Here is a 14,696-nt window from a genome sequence, read left to right as displayed (position 1 = left end):
CCCCCGGTCCGGCCGGCCGGCCGGCCGGAGCCTGGCCGCGCCTCGGCTGGGCGCCCACGCCGTTCTGCACGTCCATCACGGCGTGCGCGACCAGGCCGCCCATCGGGTCGTGCCGGATCAGGTCCCTGAGCCGGGAGCGGGACGAGCGTCCCTCGTTCCCCGGGTACAGGTGCTTGCCCAGGCCGACCGCGTGGGCCAGCGCGGCGAGCGCGGCGGTCCGTGGGTCCGGTGGTACGCCGGTGCGGATCGCGGAGTCCAGCCTCCCGCGGATCTCCCGGCTGATGGTGGTGTCCGTCGCCTGGTACCGCGTGGTCGGCAGCACGCCGCACATCTGGCCCGGTACGGCGGCCACCATGCCGCACCTTTCCAGGTGCGACAGATAGGTCTGGCGCAGGCCCAGCCGGGGCCCGCCTATCCAATGGACGGCCCGTACCGGAGCGCCGCGCCTTCGCAGCAGCTCCAACGCGCAGTCCAGAGTCGGATCTCCTGTCGGCCGTGGCACCACCACGGCGATACGATCCCCGTCTGGGGCTATCCGTCCGGCCAGCGCCAGCTCCACTAGCTGCGCACCGGCCAGACCGAGGTCGAGCGACTGCGGCTGCGCAGTGGTACCCGTGGCCGGGTCCAGTGCGAGCATCAGAAGCTCTTCCGGAAGTGTTCTGCGGCTCCTGCCCATCCATGCCTCCCCGCGTGGATGAATGACAGGGTGACGCCTCTCACATTCATCTGTCGAGAGCGCCTGCCTGGTTCGTGGGGGAACCGGCAGGTATGTCGTTCTCGTCTGCCACTACGGGCGACCCCCCACACAGGACACTGGTACATGGTTCGGACAGGGCGCGCGAGGGCGCGTGCGGCGCATCAAGGAGGCATCGGTGGCGGGCGAGTCCCCCGACAGGTCGAAGCAGCACGAAGACTCCGTCGGTTCAGCGGGTTCCGTGGAGGACGAGGAACTCCGCGAGGCGGTCTCGGCGTGGGTACGGCCTCCCTTCGGGGGTTCGGCGAAGGCCAAGTCGGCTGCGTCCGCAGCGGGTTCGGCCGGCACGGGGAAGGTTGCCGACGGGTCGGGGAAGGGTGCCGCGGAGGAAGGTTCCGGCACCTCCGAGAGCGCCGGGAGCGCTGCCGCCGCCGTACCTGACGACACGTTCAAGGACTCCCGCGAGGCCGGCTCCGCCGAGGGGGCGGAGAAGGACGACGTCGAGGACGGCACCGGGGTTTCCTCCTCCGACGACGAGGGCACCGCGGCCCCGGCCGCGCAGGGTGGCGCCGAGGGCTCCTCCTTCGAGGACGCCGAAGAGGCCGCCTCCGGCGCTGCCGACGACTCCGGGAAGAGCACCGGCACTTCGGCTGCCGAGGGCGCCAAGACGGATGCCTCCGCACCCGCCGCCAAGGGTGACTCGGATTCCGCCCCCGAGGACGCGGACAGCGCCCCCGCCGCAGGCGCCGCCGTCCCGGCTGCCGAGGCCGCCGAGGACGACACCGACGACGCCCCGGCCGCCAGGACCGACGACTCCCCCAAGAGCGGCTCAGGGGCCGCCCCCGAGGGCGCGGGTAAGGCCGCCGGCGTCACGGACGCCGAGGACACCGCCCGTTCCGCCGAGGACGACGAGAGCACCGCCGACTCCGCCGAGGACGCCCCGGCCGCCGAGACCGGCAGGGCCACCGAGGATGACTCCCGCTCCGCCTCCGAGGACGCGGGCACGGCCGTCGCCGCGGGCGCCGCCGTCGCCGCCGCTAAGGACGACGCCGGACCGGCCGACGAGGACGACACCGAGGACGCCGGGAAGGCCGCCTCCGGCTCAGCCGACGGCTCCGGTACGGGCACCGGCACCCCGGCCCCTGAGGCCGCCCCCGGCTCCGCCAAGGACGACAAGGGCAAGTCCGAGGGCGCCCCCGGCGCGGGCAAGGGCGCCACCAAGCCCGCCGCCGAGCCCAAGGGCACTCCCCTCCCCGCCCCCCGGGGCGATGCCGAGTCCGCCGCCAAGGCGCCCGGTAAGCCCGTGGACACCCCCACCACCGCGCTCAAGTCCCCCGCTGCCAAGAAGCCGCAGGTGGATCAGCCGACGACCATGCTCAAGGTCGGGGGGAAGGCGAAGCCCGCTCCCGCGGAGCAAGAGGCCGAGCGGACCAGCAAGTTCGTGGCGTTGAAGCCCGACCTCAAGGGGCCGTCGGCACGCGTCGAGGAGACGCGGGCCGTGCCGCAGGTCGGGCCGGAGCGGACGACGCAGCAGCCGTTGCCGCCGAAGCCGCCGCTGGACCTGCTGGCGGAGCTGACGAACACGCCGCCCCCGCCGGAGACCCCCGTACGCACGCTGGTGCGGCGGGTGAAGATCTGGACGCCGCTGGTGATCCTGCTGGTGGTGATCCTGGGCGTCGTCCAGGCGATGCGCGCCCTGCCGCAGCCCACGCTCGCGCTGACCGCGAAGGACAGCTACACCTTCCAGGGCGGCAAGCCGGACATCCCGTGGCCGGCGGACGGCCAGGCCGCGCTGGACGTGCAGGGCATCGGCTCGTTCGGCTCCTCCGGTTCCGGCAAGCCCGTGCCGATCGCCAGTGTGGCGAAGGTGATGACCGCGTACCTGATCCTGCGCGACCACCCGCTGAAGAGCGGCGCCGAGGGCCCGAAGATCGCGATCGACAAGGCGGCGCAGGACCAGTCGAAGGCGGGCCAGGAGTCCACCGTCGACGTCACGCAGGGTGACAAGATCACCCAGAGGGAGGCGCTGGAGGGCGTGCTGATCGCGTCCGCGAACAACGTGGCGCGCCTCCTCGCCCGCTGGGACGCCGGCTCGGAGAAGGCGTTCGTGGCGAAGATGAACGCCGCCGCCAAGGGCCTCGGCATGAGCGGGACGACGTACACCGACCCCTCGGGTCTGACGAACTCCACCGTCAGCACGGCCGCCGACCAGGTGAAGCTGGCCAAGGCGGCGATGCAGCAGCCCGCGTTCCGCGAGGTCGCGGCGATGATGTCGTACACCGACTACAAGGGCACGTACCACTCCAACTGGAACCAGCTCGTCGGACACAACAACGTCGTCGGCATCAAGACCGGCACCACCACCTCCGCCCTCGGCAACCTGGTCTTCGCCGCGAAGCAGGACGTCGGCGGCGAGACCCGGATGGTCATCGGCGCGGTGCTGCGGCAGCCGCCGGGCGGCCGGGAGAACACCATCCTGAGCGCCGCGCTGGACCACAGCGACGCGCTGATCCGGGCCGCGCAGGGCGCGCTGAAGTCGGAGACGGTGCTGAAGAAGGGCACGGTCGTCGGATACGTGGACGACGGCCTGGGCGGCCGGACCCCGGTCGAGGTCACCGAGGACGTGAAGGCGGCCGGCTGGGCGGGCCTGAAGGTGCGGCTGTCCTTCACCTCGGGCACGATCCCGCACACCGCGAAGGCCGGTACCGAGGTCGGCTCGCTGACCGTGGGCGACGGCTCGTCGGCCGGCGCGGTGAAGGTGCCGGTGGCGCTCCGCGCGGACCTGGCCGAACCGGGCCTCGGAGCCAAGCTGACCCGCATCGGCTGACCCCCGCGCAGGCCCCCGGGGCACCCGCCGTATCCGCACCCCGCCGTCCGCGCTCCCGCCTCGGGAGCCGGGCGGCGGGGTGCGTGCTAGCGTCACGAAACGGGGCAGGTCACCGAGGGCCGCGCCAGGCCGCGCAGAGGGCCGAGAACGGAAGACGGGACACGGGGAGTGCCTGACGTGGCGACAACCGAGCCGAAGCGCGCCGAGAACGCCGAGCCGGACCCGGCGTCCGGCCCCCGGATACCCGGCCCGCCCGCGAAGAGCACGGCGAGCACCCTGAGCGCCCTCCGCGCCCGCGCGCGCAGGCACCCCGTGCTGTCGGTGACCCTGCTCGCGGGCGTCCTGCACATCATCTGGTTCTTCACGTTCGCCAACAGCGGCGGCGACCTCGCGGCGCAGGACGCGTGGGCGGAGTTCGTCGGCCGGCACCCCGACTCGGCGTACAACCTCGCCTGGTACGGCGGCATGCACCCGGTGTCGTACAGCGTGGTCTCGCCGTACCTGATGTCCGTGCTCGGGGTGCGGACCACGATGATGATCGCCGGTACCGGCTCGGCGGCCCTGCTGACCATGATCCTGGTGCGCAGCCGGGCGGTGCGCAATCCGCTGTGGGCCGCGCTGGCCGGGGTGTTCGCGCTGCTGGGGAACGCCGTCTCGGGCCGGGTGACCTTCGGGCTCGGCACCCTCTTCGCGCTGGGCGCGGTGGCGGCGGTGTTCTGCTGGCCGTACGAGGGCCGGTACGAGCGCTGGGCCAAGCCGATGGCCGCGGCGCCGCTGGCGGCCCTGGCGGGCATCCTGGCGCTGCTCGGCGGGGCGGTGTCCGGCTGGGTGATGTACGCACTGGCGGCGCTGTTCGCTGCGGGCGCGGTGGCGGTGGTGTGCTGCTGGCCGTACCGGGGGCGGTACAAGCGCTGGGCGAAGGCGCTGGCGGCGGCGCCGCTGGCCGCGCTGGCCACGATGGCGTCGCCGGTGGCGGGGCTGTTCGTGGGGCTGGTGGCGGTCGCGCTGTTCCTGCAGAAGCGGCGGCCGGGCGCGTTCGCGCTGGGGCTGGCGCCGGCGGTGGTGGTGGCCGCGTCGGCGTGGCTGTTCCCGTTCTCCGGGACGCAGCCGATGACGTTCGGCTCGGTGGTCATGCCGCTGCTGTACGGGCTGCTGTGCCTGTTCCTGGTGCCCAAGGAGTGGATCACCGTCAGGCTGACGGCGGGTGTGTACAGCCTGAGCGTGGTCCTGGTCTGGCTGATCAGTTCACAGATCGGCTCGAACATCTCACGGCTGCCGATGCTGTTCGCGGGGGTGGCCCTGGTGGCCGCGCTGCCGTTCACGGCCCCCAGGTCGCGCCGCTGGTACGTGACGGTGCTGGCGTTCGCCGGGTTCGTCGGCTGGATCGGGTTCAAGTCGGTGGACGACGTGATCCACACGACCCCGGCCGCGTCCTGGGCGCGTGAGCTGGCGCCGCTGGTGCACCAGTTGCAGCGGGTGGACGCGGAGAAGGGCCGGGTGGAGGTGATCCCGGCGCGCTCGCACCGGGAGGCGTCCGCGCTGGCGCCGTACGTCAACCTGGCGCGCGGCTGGAACCGCCAGGCCGACATGGAGCGCAACCCGCTCTTCTACGACGACACGCTCAACTCGGCGAACTACCACGAGTGGCTCCAGCGGTGGGCCGTGCGGTACGTGGTGCTGCCGAGGGTGGACGACCCGGACGGGGACGGCGGGCTGCGCGAGCGGCAGCTGGTGCTGCGCGGGATGCCGTACCTGGACCGGATCTGGAGCGACTCCAACTGGCAGCTCTACCGGGTGACGGACCCGGCGCCGATGGCCGAGCCGAACGCGGTGGTGCGGCGGGCGGAGCAGGGCGAGATGACGCTGGACGTGCGGGAGCCGGGGCGGATTCTGGTCCGGGTGCCGTACTCGCCGTGGCTGAGCGTGGTGGACGAGCACGGCAAGAGCCTGGCTCCGCCGCAGGAGACCGAGGAGTCCAAGCGGCGGCCGGAGGGGTCGCCCAAGTCGTTCGTCAACGTCAACGGGTGTCTCCGGGAGACCCCGGTGGACGCGTCCGGCGACCGGTGGACGGTGCTGCTGGCGCCGAGGGCGGGGACCTACCACCTGGCCGCGCCCTACCAGCTGCCGCGCGGAACGCACTGCCCGGACGAACTGAAGTAACCAGGCTGGTCGTTCACATCTCTGAACCGAAGTCAGGGAACCGAACGATTTTGCCTCCCCTTGACTCGACGGTTCCTTGCCGCGCGTCCATGTTCAAACCCAGAGTTCACATGCCTGACTGGCTGACGCCGGCGGCCGGACCCTGGGAGGGGACACATGAACGGTCTCGACTGGGTGGTGCTGATCGGCTACTTCGGCGTGATGGTGGCGATCGGGTTCTGGTCGCACCGGCGGGTGGACGACGTGGGGGACTTCTTCACCGCCGGGGGCCGGATGCCGTGGTGGCTGTCCGGCATCTCGCACCACATGTCGGGCTACAGCGCGGTGATGTTCACCGGGTACGCGGGAATCGCCTACACCTACGGGGTCACCTCGTACGTCACCTGGTCGTTCCCGATCGCGCTCGGCATCGCCATCGGCTCCCGGCTGTTCGCGCCGCGCATCAACCGGCTGCGGTCCCGGCTGGGGGTGTCCTCGCCGCTGGAGTACCTCAAGAACCGGTACGACCTCACCACCCAGCAGGCGCTGGCCTGGTCCGGGATGCTGCTGAAGATCGTGGACGTGGGCGCGAAGTGGGCGGCGGTCGCCACCCTGCTGTCGGTCTTCACCGGCGCCTCGCTGAACCAGGGCATCCTCGTCACCGGCGCGGTGACCGCCGTGTACTGCACGATCGGCGGGCTGTGGGCGGACGCGCTGACCGAACTCGGCCAGTTCGTCATCCAGCTGCTGGCCGGGGTGGCGATGTTCGTCGCGGTGGTGCTGAAGCTGGGCGACCGGGACATCGGGGTGTTCGGCGCCTTCGACGAGCCCGCGCTGCGCGGCCACGGGGAGCCGCTGGCGGGACCGTACGGGACGGTGTTCCTGCTGGCGTTCCTGTTCATCAAGCTGTTCGAGTACAACGGCGGGATGCTCAACCAGGCCCAGCGGTACATGGCGACGCGCACGCCCCGCGAGGCCGCCCGCTCCGCACGGCTCTCGGCGCTGCTGTGGCTGGTGTGGCCGGTGGTGCTGTTCTTCCCCATGTGGACCGCCCCGCTGCTGGTCCACGCCCGGAAGCCGGACGGCTCGGACGCGTACGCCCTGATGACCGAACAGCTCCTCCCCCACGGGCTGCTGGGCCTGGTCGTCGTCGGCTTCTTCTCGCACACCATGGCCATGTGCTCCTCCGACGCGAACGCCATCGCGGCGGTGTTCACGCGGGACGTGGCGCCGGTGCTGTCACGGCGGGCGCGGGGGTGGGGCGAGCGGGCGGGCCTGCTGGCGGCACGGGTGACGACGGTGGTCTTCCTCGGCCTGTCGATGGCGGTGGCGACCCAGGTCGACTCCCCCGCCTTCAAGGACATCATCACGGTGGTCATCAAGTGGGTGGCGGGCCTGATGGGCCCGATCGCCATCCCGATGATGCTGGGCCTGCTCCGGCCGTTCCGCCGCTCCGGCCCCACGGCCGCGCTGACCGCCTGGGCGGCCGGGTTGCTGGCGTTCTGGCTCGTCAACTACCCCGTCAACTGGCAGGTGTCCGGCGGGGTTCCGCTCCAGTACCAGGTCTCGGTACCGCTGGCGGTGTCGCTGGTGCTGTACATCGCCGTCGGCTGGATCAAGCCGGAGGACACCCCGGAGCGCCTGGCGGTCATCGACCGGGTGAACTCGGACGGCGGGGGCGCGGCGACGGTCCCGGCGCCGGGGCCTGCGGGGGATGACGTGGTGGGGGTGCCGCCCCGGACGGAGTGAGCGGGCTCAGGCGCGCGGGTAGCGGGCCAGCCAGCCCGGAGCCGAGCCGGCGGGGGTGTGGAGCGCGGGGCCCTGGGTCATTTCCAGGGCGAAGTCGTCGGCCAGTTCGAGGATGGTGGGGCGGCCCTCCAGGTCGGGGAGCCAGGCCGGGGGAAGGGCCGTCTCGCCATGCAGGGCGCCCAGGAGGCCGCCGGTCAGGGTGCCCGCGGCGGCCGAGGGGCCCGGCTGGTTGACCGCCAGGCAGAGGCCGTGGCGGACGTCCTCGCCCACCAGGGCGCAGTAGACCGCGGCGGAGAGCAGGCCGTCCGCCATGCCCTCGCCCGCCAGTTCCGCCACGCGCGCCGGGCTGGGGAGGCCCTGGCGTACCGCGCCGAGGGCGCGTTGGAGGGCGGTCGTGACGGGCTCGTGGCCGGGGCGGGCGGCCAGCAGGGCGAGCGTGCTCTGGACGGCGCCGTCCAGGCTCTCACCGCGCGCGAGGGCGTGCACGATGACCGCGTACGCGCCCGCCGAGAGGACCGCCACCGGGTGGCCGTGGGTCTGGGCGGCGCACTCCAGCGCCAGTTGGACGACGAGTTGCGGCTCCCAGCCGACCAGCAGGCCGAAGGGCGCCGAGCGGGCGACGGCCTCCGGACCCGCCTCGCCGGGGTTCTTGGGACGCTCCAGCGTGCCCATCACGTCGTTGCCGAGACCCAGCAGCAGGGCGCGGGTGGGGCTGCGGCGGGCGTACAGCCACTCCTCGCGGGCGAGCCAGCCGTCCTCCGCGCGGCGCTCGTCCGGGCCCCAGTCCCGCTGGGTGGCCGCCCAGCGCAGGTACGCCCGGTGCAGGTCGGTGGGCGGGTGCCAGGCGCCGGTGTCACGGCGGACCTGGGCGCGGATCAGGCCGTCCACGGTGAAGAGGGTGAGCTGGGTGTGGTGCGAGACGGTGCCGCGTCTGCCCTGGCCGGGCGCGAGGTCGGTCAGCCCTTCGGGGCCGTGTGCGGTACGGATCGCGTCCAGGTCCAGCGAGTCGACCGGTGCGCCGAGCGCGTCCCCGATCGCGGCGCCCAGCAGGGTGCCCCGTACGCGGCCCCGGAAGTCCTGCTGTTCCGCACGGCCCCAGACGGCGCCGCTCGTCGCACCCACCCAGACCTCCTCGCGCCACCGTCCGCCCGCACGCCGGTCAGCACTGTAATGGACCCGGAACGGTCTGATCGGCGCCCCGATCGGTCTCCGCCGAACCCATACCGGCCAGGAACGGACGCTTCAGCTCCGCCCACACGGTCTTGGCCCCGGCGGGCGCCTCGACCACGCCCCACTGGTGCGCGTACGCGGCGACGATGCGCAACCCCCGTCCGCCCTCGGCCAGTTCGGCCGGCTCCTCCGGCGGCCTCGGGCTCCGCTCACCCCGCGCGTCGGTCACCTCGACACGGAGCGTGCCGTCGTCCCTCCGCAGCAGCTCCAGCCGGAAGTCCCGCCCGCCGACCCGGCCGTGCAGCACCGCGTTGGCCGCCAGCTCGGCCACGACCTGCGTCGCCTCCTCGAACGGCATGCCCCACTCGTCCAGTTGCCGCTCCGTGAGAAGCCGGGCGAGCCGGGCACCTCTCCGCGTCGCGGACAACTGGATACGCAGCCGTGATTTCTCGTTCATGTCACCCAGAGTGGCCGCCTGTCCCTACGCTGAACAGTGACGACCACGGTACGCAGGGTGACTGTACGGGTGGGCGACACAGCGGTACGGCTGGTACGAGCGAGAGGGGCGCCGGTGGAGGACGAGGAGGCCGAGGCCGTACTCAGGGCGGTGGGGCGGCAGATCAAGGCGTGGCGGGAATCAGCGGGTATGACCCAGGTGGAGTTGGGCTCCGCCATCGGGTACGGCGAGGAAATGGTGTCCTCCGTGGAACGTGGCCGCCGCGTCCCCAAGCCGGACTTCCTGGACCGCACGGACGAGGTCGTGGGCGCGGGCGGCAAGGTGTCCGCGATGCAGGCGGACGTGGAGCGGGCTCGGTACCCGAAGAAGGTCCGGGACCTCGCCAACTTGGAGCGGGATACGACGGAGCTGGGTGCCTACGCCGCCCTCCATGTGCATGGGCTGCTCCAAACACCGGAATACGCCTACGCGTTGTATGCCATGCGGCGGCCCTCCTACACGGAGGAGGAGATCGAGCGACTCGTGGCAGCGCGGATGGCACGCAAGTCCCTCTTCGACCGCGTCCCGTTCACTCAGATCACCTTCGTGCAGGAAGAGGCGACGCTTCTGCGGCCGATCGGCGGCAAACTGGTTCTCCGGAAGCAACTTGAACACCTCGTTGAGATGGCCAAGTTGCGGCACGTGGAGATCCAGGTGATGCCCACCGCGTGCGAGGAGCACGCGGGAATGATGGGCTCGATCCAGGTGCTGAAACTCCGGGACGGCAAGACGCTTGCGCACACCGAGGGGCAGTTGTACAGCCGCGTGATCAGCGACCCGAGGGAAGCTCAGGTCATGGAGATGCGCTATGGAATGATCCGGACGCAAGCGCTCACGCCCCCAGCCTCGATGGCTCTCATCAAGGAAGTGCTGAAATGCGAGACATGACCGGCCTGGAGTGGTTCAAGAGTAGCTACAGCGGCAACGACGGCCCTGAATGCGTCGAAGTCGCCCTCGCCCCCGCCCACATCCACATCCGGGACTCCAAGACCCAGAACGGCCCTCAACTCACCGTCCCGGCCGCCACCTGGACGGACTTCATCCACTCACTCCGCGGAGCGTGACATGACCGCCCTGGCGTGGTTCAAGAGCAGCTACAGCAGCAACGACGGGCCGGACTGCGTTGAGGTCGCCTTGGCCTGGTTCAAGAGCAGTCACAGCGCGGCCAATGAGAACGAGTGCGTCGAAGTCGCCCTGACCCCCGACCACATCCACATCCGGGACTCGAAGAACAAGCACGGCGCCCAACTCACCCTGCCCGCCGCCACCTGGACCGAGTTCCTCGACTCACTCCGCGTAGCGTGACCTGATCGCGTCGCGGGCCGCTGTCACCGCCTCCAGGCGCGGGATGAGGCGGGGGCGGTCCGAGCCAGGGGCCGTGAGGAGTTCCCTCAGCGCGTCGGCCAGCAGGGCCAGATCGTCCCAGTCGGCGTGCTGCACGGCCTCGGAGAGGGCCGCGTCCGCCTCGCTCCACTCGCCAAGGGCGCATGCCGTCAAGCAGCGGAGGAGCGGGGTCTGCGGGTCGGCCGGGGTGAGCAGGTGTCGGACGTCCCGCCAGGCTCCCTCCGCCGTGCCCCGCGAGCCGGTGAGGGCGAGGGCCAGGTGGACGGCCGCGGCCTGCGGGTCGTGAGGCCGCAGCCGTTCCGCCTCCCGGACGGCCGCCGCCCACCGGCGCGTGTGCCGGTACGCCTCCGCCCGCTGCTCACCCAGGGTCTCGGACGGGAGTCCCGCGTGATCGGCGTCGGCCAGCCGGGCCAGCGCCTCCGGCCATCTGCCGCACCGCATCAGCAGTTCGACGGCCAGAACACGGGCCCAGTCCGGGGCCAGATCCAGCGCGGCACACCGGTCCAGATCGCCCAGGGCCCGTTCCACGCGCCCGGTGGCCACCGCGAGCAGCGCCCGGCGCATCAGCGCCGAGGCGTAATCCGGGGCCACCTCCAGCGCGCGGTCCAGGTGCCGGAATGCCTCTTCGTCCTCCCCCAGCCCTACGTGGGTGGCTCCCAGGACGGCCAGGTTCAAGGCGTCGTCGGGGTCCAGCTCCAGCGCGCGCCGGAGATACGGCAGCGCCTCCCGGTACTGCCCGGCGTCGTAGAGGGCCTCGCCCAGCTCGGTGTGGACCCAGTCGAGGCCCGGAGCCGCCTCGACGGCCCGCCGCAGGTCCGCGAACACCCCGTCCTCGTCGCCCAGTTCACGCCTGCACTTCGCCCGGTGCCCCAGCGCCCAGGCGTAGTCGGGCAGCAGCGAGATCGCCCGGTCGAAGTCCGCCATCGCCTCCTCGTACCGGCCCAGCTCCCGGCGCGCAACTCCCCGCCCGGCCAGGGCGGACGCGTGGTCGGGCTGCAGCTCGATCGCCCGGCCCAGCTCGGTGTCCGCGTCCTCGTACCGGCCCGCCAGCCGGTAGGCGTCGCCCCGCTCGGACGCTACCCAGGACGCCGACGGCGCGAGGGAGACGGCCCGGTCGAGGTCGGCGAACGCCGCGTCCCACTCCTCCCGGTCACGGCGCAGCCGCGCCCTGCGGACCAGCGCCCACGTGTACGTGGGGTCGACGTCGAGCGCGCGGTCGAAGTCGGCCAGCGCCTCGTCCGTCCGCCCGAGCGCGTGCTGACAGACCGCCCGGCAGGCGAGCGCGTAGATGTCCTCCGGGTCCAGCGCGACCGCCCGGACGAAGTCGGCCATCGCCTCGTCGTACCGCCCGGCCAGCCGGTAAGTCTCCCCGCGCTCGCCCAGGATCTCCGGGTCGTCGGGACACAACGCGTCCGCCCGGTCGAGGTCGGCCAGCGCGGCCGGGAGGTCGGCGAGCATCTGACGGGTGACGCCCCGGCCGTAGTGAAAGAAGGCGAGGTCGTCGTCGCTCGGGCCGGGACCGGCCGCGAGCGCCCGCTCGTACGCGACCAGCGCTCCCTCCAGCTCCCCGGCCCTGCGCAGCTCCCGCCCCTTGAGGCAGTGCGCCAGCGCCCGGCCGGCGGTGTCCAGACCGGGGCGGGACAGCAAGAGGTCCATCGCCGCCGTCACGCCCCGCTGGTCGTCCGCCAGCGCCTCCCGGAGCTGCCGGCCCCGCTCCCGCAGCCCGTCGTCGTCCGCCGCGCCGCCCGCCTCCTCCAGCATGCGGGCCCAGCGGCGCCCGTCCGCCTCCTGCCAGCGGCAGGCCGTGATCAGGCCCCTCAGCGCCCCGGCCAGCTCCGCGCGCGGCCGGGCGCACAACAGGTGGTACGTCCGCTCCAGGCACAGCTCGCGCCACCGCCGCTGCCCCCACACCTCGGCCGGGCGGATGCCGTCGACGGCCTCCTCGCACCAGCGGCCGAGGACCGCTGCGAGCGCCTCGTGGCGCTCCCGCCAGCCCTGCGGGGAGCGCCCGCGCCTCAGCCGCAGCATCGTCTCGCGCACCAGGTCGTGGTAGCGCAGACGGTCGCCCCGGTCGTCAACGAACGGCAGCGCGCGCAGCCACGCGAACAGGCCGTCCGCTTCCGCCTCCGAGCAGTCCACGGCGGCCCGGAACACGTCCATGTCCAGTTCCCGGGGCAGCGCGCAGGCCAGCGCCACCGCGCGGCGGGCAGGGTCCGGCTCCCATTTCAGGAACCGCTCCACCGCCGTGGCGCTCGGATCGCCCACGTCGTCCAGGTCGGCCGGGCGCTGCTCGGCCAGCGTCGACACCAGCAGCGGCAGTCCCCCGGTCAGCCGCAGCACCTCCGCGACCACCGGTTCGGCCACCACCCCACGATCCGCGAGCAGTCCGCGCGTCTCCGTCTCGGTGAACGGCGCGAGCGGCACCTCGGCCATGAAGTCCGCGAAGCCGCCCCAGCGGGCGGTGTCGAAGGGCTGCTGGCCCGCGGTGACCACGACCACGTTGGCGGGCAGCGCGCCGTGGCGGTCGGTGGTCATCAGGTCGTGCAGCCAGCCGTCCAGGAACGGGGCCGTGCGCTCGTAGGTGTCGAAGGCCAGCACGATCCACGGCACGTCCGCCGCCGCGTCCGCCAGTTCGTCCAGGAACCGGGGCGTCAGCGCCCGCTCGGGCGAGAGCACGAGCTGCACGTCGTCCTGGTTGCCGAACCGCGCGCTCAGCCCGCGCCGCAGCCGGTCCGCGTACTGGCTGAGCTGCGCCGGATCGGCCGCGCCCACGAACGGCCCCGCGCCGGGCACCAGCCCGAAGGCCGCGAGTCCGGCCCGTACTGTGAATGAGGTCAGCGGCGACGGGCCCTCCGGCGCGGCGTCCAGCCCGGCCGCGACCGCCTCGGCCTCGTGCCGCCGCTCCCGGTACGAGGCCAGCGCCCGGTCCAGCCGCTTGAACTCCCGACCCTGCCGGGCGCATTCGCGGCTGACCGTTGCCATCACCTCGGGCACGCTTCCCGCGCCCTCGTCCACGTACGCCGTCAGCGCCCCGCGCTCCCGCGCGATCTGCTCCAACTCCCGGACCAGGAAGGTCTTCCCGACCCCGGCGTTGCCGTGCACATGGAACAGGAACCGGTGCCGCTCGTCCTCCGGCGAGAGGTCCAGGTTCTCCCGGAACGCGGCCCGTTCGTCACCGCGCCCGACGAACCCCGCCCGCCTGCGCCGCCCGATCAGCTCCTGCATCGACGGCCGTGCCTGCGCCATGCCCACGTCCTTCCCCCGAAGTCCGGCCTCCCATTCTGGCGGAATGCGCATGCCACAACCTGGCTTGCTCCATGGAGAATTCAGCCATGACCACGACTCCCACCGACATCAGCGCGCCCACCACGCCCACGTCCCGCACCAGCCTCACCCTCGCCGCCACCGTGCTCACCGGCGTGCTCGCGCTGTACATCGCCCTCGTCGCCCTGGGGAACATCACGGACTTCGGGACGAACCAGCAGTACGTGCGGCACGTACTGGCGATGGACACCACGTTCAAGGACGACCACCTGATGTGGCGGGCGATCACCAGTACCGCGCTCCAGGACACCGCCTACGTGGCGATCATCGCGTGGGAAACCGTCGCGGCAGCCGTACTCGTGTGGGGCACCTGGCTGTGGGCCCGGCGGGACAACGCCCGCGCGCGCCGCTTCTCCACGTACGGCCTGCTGATGCTGATCCTGCTCTTCGGGGCCGGCTTCATCGCCATCGGCGGCGAGTGGTTCGCCATGTGGCAGTCGAAGACGTGGAACGGCGTGGACGCGGCGACCCGCGTCTTCCTGCTCAGCGGAGTCGCCCTGATCATCAACCACCTGCCGGCCCGCGACGAGCGGTAGCCGTCCGGCTATTCGACGACCGACACCCTCGTCCCCAGGTCACCGAAGGACCACAGTGCGGCTCCGTCCTCCTTGTGGAGGCGGATGCCGCCGGTCTGGGCCCCGTTCGGGGCCGGGGGCGGGGAGGAGCCGTCGAGGGCGTTGGAGAAGCCTATGTTCACGCCCGACACGGCCGTGAAGTACATGATGTGCTCGACCTGCACCCCGTCCGAGCCGGTCGTGGCTTCCGTCCGCTTGATGATCGAGTACCGGCCCGGCTGCGGGTCCAGCGTGCCCGGCCACACCGTGAAGGTCCGGGAAGACGTCCCCGTCGCGTCCACCAGCCACACCCGGTGCGCCTGCACCGAGTAGACGATCCTGCGCCCCACCCCCGACGCCTCCGGCAGGGCGGGCGGGCCGGAGGGGGTCGGGGCGGTG

The 14,696-nt window shown here is 72.6% G+C and carries 12 protein-coding genes; 7 read left to right on the top strand and 5 right to left on the bottom strand.

Features of this window, described 5'->3' with window-relative positions; all coding sequences use genetic code 11:
* On the bottom strand, positions 1 to 676 hold a 676-nt coding region (locus GT030_RS13495; protein WP_161201322.1), incomplete at its 3' end, for a GPP34 family phosphoprotein.
* 196 nt (positions 677 to 872) lie between these two features.
* On the opposite strand from GT030_RS13495, the gene GT030_RS13490 reads away from it, so the two are divergent.
* From GT030_RS13490 to GT030_RS13480, 3 genes are all read left to right on the top strand, one after another.
* Positions 873 to 3,521 (top strand): D-alanyl-D-alanine carboxypeptidase, encoded by a 2,649-nt coding sequence (locus GT030_RS13490; protein ID WP_161201321.1) that lies wholly within the window; start codon positions 873 to 875, stop codon positions 3,519 to 3,521.
* A 177-nt stretch (positions 3,522 to 3,698) separates the two neighbouring features.
* Positions 3,699 to 5,681: an MFS transporter gene (locus GT030_RS13485; RefSeq protein ID WP_346009630.1), complete on the top strand. Its 1,983-nt coding sequence runs from the start codon at positions 3,699 to 3,701 to the stop codon at positions 5,679 to 5,681.
* Between the two features lie 156 nt (positions 5,682 to 5,837).
* Positions 5,838 to 7,409: a sodium:solute symporter family protein gene (locus GT030_RS13480; protein ID WP_161201320.1), complete on the top strand. Its 1,572-nt coding sequence runs from the start codon at positions 5,838 to 5,840 to the stop codon at positions 7,407 to 7,409.
* 6 nt (positions 7,410 to 7,415) lie between these two features.
* Here GT030_RS13480 and GT030_RS13475 read toward each other — a convergent pair whose 3' ends face one another.
* Both GT030_RS13475 and GT030_RS13470 read right to left on the bottom strand, forming a co-directional pair.
* Complete coding sequence (locus GT030_RS13475; protein WP_161201319.1) at positions 7,416 to 8,531, bottom strand: ADP-ribosylglycohydrolase family protein; 1,116 nt, start codon at positions 8,529 to 8,531, stop codon at positions 7,416 to 7,418.
* Positions 8,532 to 8,568: 37 nt separating this feature from the next.
* Positions 8,569 to 9,036: an ATP-binding protein gene (locus GT030_RS13470; RefSeq protein ID WP_161201318.1), complete on the bottom strand. Its 468-nt coding sequence runs from the start codon at positions 9,034 to 9,036 to the stop codon at positions 8,569 to 8,571.
* Between the two features lie 114 nt (positions 9,037 to 9,150).
* On the opposite strand from GT030_RS13470, the gene GT030_RS13465 reads away from it, so the two are divergent.
* Genes GT030_RS13465 through GT030_RS13455 form a run of 3 tightly spaced genes read left to right on the top strand, consistent with a single transcriptional unit; the run spans position 9,151 to position 10,380 of the window.
* Positions 9,151 to 9,963 carry a helix-turn-helix transcriptional regulator gene (locus GT030_RS13465; RefSeq protein WP_161201317.1) on the top strand — a complete coding sequence of 271 codons (813 nt, stop codon included), beginning with the start codon at positions 9,151 to 9,153 and terminating at the stop codon, positions 9,961 to 9,963.
* Positions 9,951 to 10,139, top strand: coding sequence for a DUF397 domain-containing protein (locus GT030_RS13460; protein WP_161201316.1), 189 nt, complete (start codon positions 9,951 to 9,953; stop codon positions 10,137 to 10,139). Before GT030_RS13465 ends, GT030_RS13460 begins: the two co-directional genes overlap by 13 nt.
* Before the next feature lies 1 nt (position 10,140).
* Entirely contained in the window at positions 10,141 to 10,380 is a 240-nt protein-coding gene (locus GT030_RS13455; RefSeq protein ID WP_161201315.1) for a DUF397 domain-containing protein, read from the top strand.
* Here GT030_RS13455 and GT030_RS13450 read toward each other — a convergent pair.
* Positions 10,363 to 13,665 (bottom strand): ATP-binding protein, encoded by a 3,303-nt coding sequence (locus GT030_RS13450; protein WP_161201314.1) that lies wholly within the window; start codon positions 13,663 to 13,665, stop codon positions 10,363 to 10,365. The genes GT030_RS13455 and GT030_RS13450 overlap by 18 nt on opposite strands.
* A gap of 86 nt (positions 13,666 to 13,751) precedes the next feature.
* Between GT030_RS13450 and GT030_RS13445 the strand changes: the two genes are divergently transcribed.
* Positions 13,752 to 14,279 (top strand): DUF2165 domain-containing protein, encoded by a 528-nt coding sequence (locus GT030_RS13445; protein ID WP_161201313.1) that lies wholly within the window; start codon positions 13,752 to 13,754, stop codon positions 14,277 to 14,279.
* Between the two features lie 8 nt (positions 14,280 to 14,287).
* Here GT030_RS13445 and GT030_RS13440 read toward each other — a convergent pair.
* A partial coding sequence (locus GT030_RS13440; protein ID WP_161201312.1) for a hypothetical protein occupies positions 14,288 to 14,696 on the bottom strand: 409 nt, incomplete at its 5' end.

The organism is Streptomyces sp. SID1328 (assembly GCF_009865595.1).
Classification (GTDB): domain Bacteria; phylum Actinomycetota; class Actinomycetes; order Streptomycetales; family Streptomycetaceae; genus Streptomyces; species Streptomyces griseoluteus.
The sequence above is the reverse complement of the archived record's forward strand: the minus strand, read 5'-3'. Positions and strand labels throughout refer to the sequence as shown.

Coding starts and splice junctions, on each gene's coding strand:
- GT030_RS13480 (WP_161201320.1), top strand. CDS start 5,838: ATGAACGGTCTCGACTGGGTGGTGCTGATCGGCTACTTCGGCGTGATG.
- GT030_RS13470 (WP_161201318.1), bottom strand. CDS start 9,036: ATGAACGAGAAATCACGGCTGCGTATCCAGTTGTCCGCGACGCGGAGA.
- GT030_RS13460 (WP_161201316.1), top strand. CDS start 9,951: ATGCGAGACATGACCGGCCTGGAGTGGTTCAAGAGTAGCTACAGCGGC.
- GT030_RS13455 (WP_161201315.1), top strand. CDS start 10,141: ATGACCGCCCTGGCGTGGTTCAAGAGCAGCTACAGCAGCAACGACGGG.
- GT030_RS13450 (WP_161201314.1), bottom strand. CDS start 13,665: ATGGCGCAGGCACGGCCGTCGATGCAGGAGCTGATCGGGCGGCGCAGG.
- GT030_RS13445 (WP_161201313.1), top strand. CDS start 13,752: ATGACCACGACTCCCACCGACATCAGCGCGCCCACCACGCCCACGTCC.